The organism is Flavobacterium sp. ST-158, assembly GCF_058309975.1.
This window is the reverse complement of sequence record NZ_JBZEEN010000030.1, coordinates 1-1,261: the sequence shown is the minus strand read 5'-3', so window position 1 is coordinate 1,261 and position 1,261 is coordinate 1. Positions and strand designations below refer to the sequence as shown.

Sequence of the window (1,261 nt, the reverse complement as noted above, 5' to 3'; positions counted from 1 at the left end):
TGGATATGCAAACAAAAACTGGAGAAAAAGTTAAGCTACATTTTTGTAATTAATTTGATTGTTAAATTCTTCAATAGTTGCATAATTCAAAGCAGAATGTCTCCTTTTTCTGTTGTACCAAATTTCGATGTATTCAAAGATTTCCAGTTTCATTTGTTCTTTTGAAATCAGTTTATTTCCATAAATCAATTCAGTTTTCAAAGATTTAAAAAAACTTTCTGCTACTGCATTATCCCAACAATTTCCTTTGCGACTCATACTGCGGGTTATTTTTTTATGGGAATCAAGAATATTTACAAACTTTTTGCTTGCATATTGAACACCTCTGTCGGAATGAAAAATCAAACCTTCCTCAATATTTCGGTTTTTAACTGCCATCTTCCAAGCTCTAAGCGTAGTTTCATCTGTACTCATTCCATCACTCAAACTCCAACCTATAATTTTTCGGTCGTATAAATCCATAATAGTTGTCAGGTATACAAATCCCTCTTTGGTTTGAATATAGGTGATATCAGAAACCCAAACTTTTGAAGGTGTTTTTACAATAAACCGTCTGTTTAATATATTTTCAACGATTAAATAATTATGATTTGAGTTGGTTGTTACTTTGAATTTCTTGCTTAATTTACTTCGTAAGCCTAACTGTTTCATATATTTTGCCACGGTAATTCTTGAAATTTTATAGCCTAAACTCTGGAGTTCTAATGTTATTCTGGGACTTCCATATCGCTGTTTGGATTCAAAATAAATCAATGTTATCTGTTCTTTTATGGAGATTTTTAGTTGCTGCCTTGTGGTGATTATTTGTTTTTTCCATCGATAATAACTTCCACTGCTCACTTGTAGAACTTTGCACATTTTTTCAATCGGGAATACTTGTTCATTGTTTTTAATGAAACTATAAATCATCGACCGCTCTTGGAAAAAATGCCGATTGCTTTTTTTAATATATCCCGCTCCAACTCGGCATCTTTGAGTCTTTTCTCCAGGTCATGAATTTTTTCTTGCTCGGGAGTTAGTTTCAAATTTCCTTTTCCTGGAAAACTTCCTTCTCCAAACTCCTCAAACTCTTTGCGCCATTTATACAATTGTGGGGCTGTAACACCTAATTCTCTGGCGAGTTCTGATATGTTAGTTCTGTCATAACTCAATTGGACAGCTTTCTCTTTAAAAGCTTTGTCATAAATTTTGCGGACTTGTTTCATAGGTTAAAATTAAGATTATTTCTTAACTTTCTGTGATGGCTAAGTTAGCATGTCCA

General features: G+C 32.8%; 1 protein-coding gene. It reads right to left on the bottom strand.

Annotation, left to right across the window (positions count from 1 at the left end):
- Window positions 1–30: 30 nt before the first annotated feature.
- A protein-coding gene (locus tag AC4FRF_RS17535; RefSeq protein ID WP_491161594.1) for an IS3 family transposase occupies window positions 31–1,205 on the bottom strand; the annotation gives its coding sequence in 2 pieces (ribosomal slippage) (window positions 31–938 and window positions 938–1,205; 1,176 coding nt in all).
- Between the last annotated feature and the right edge of the window lie 56 nt (window positions 1,206–1,261).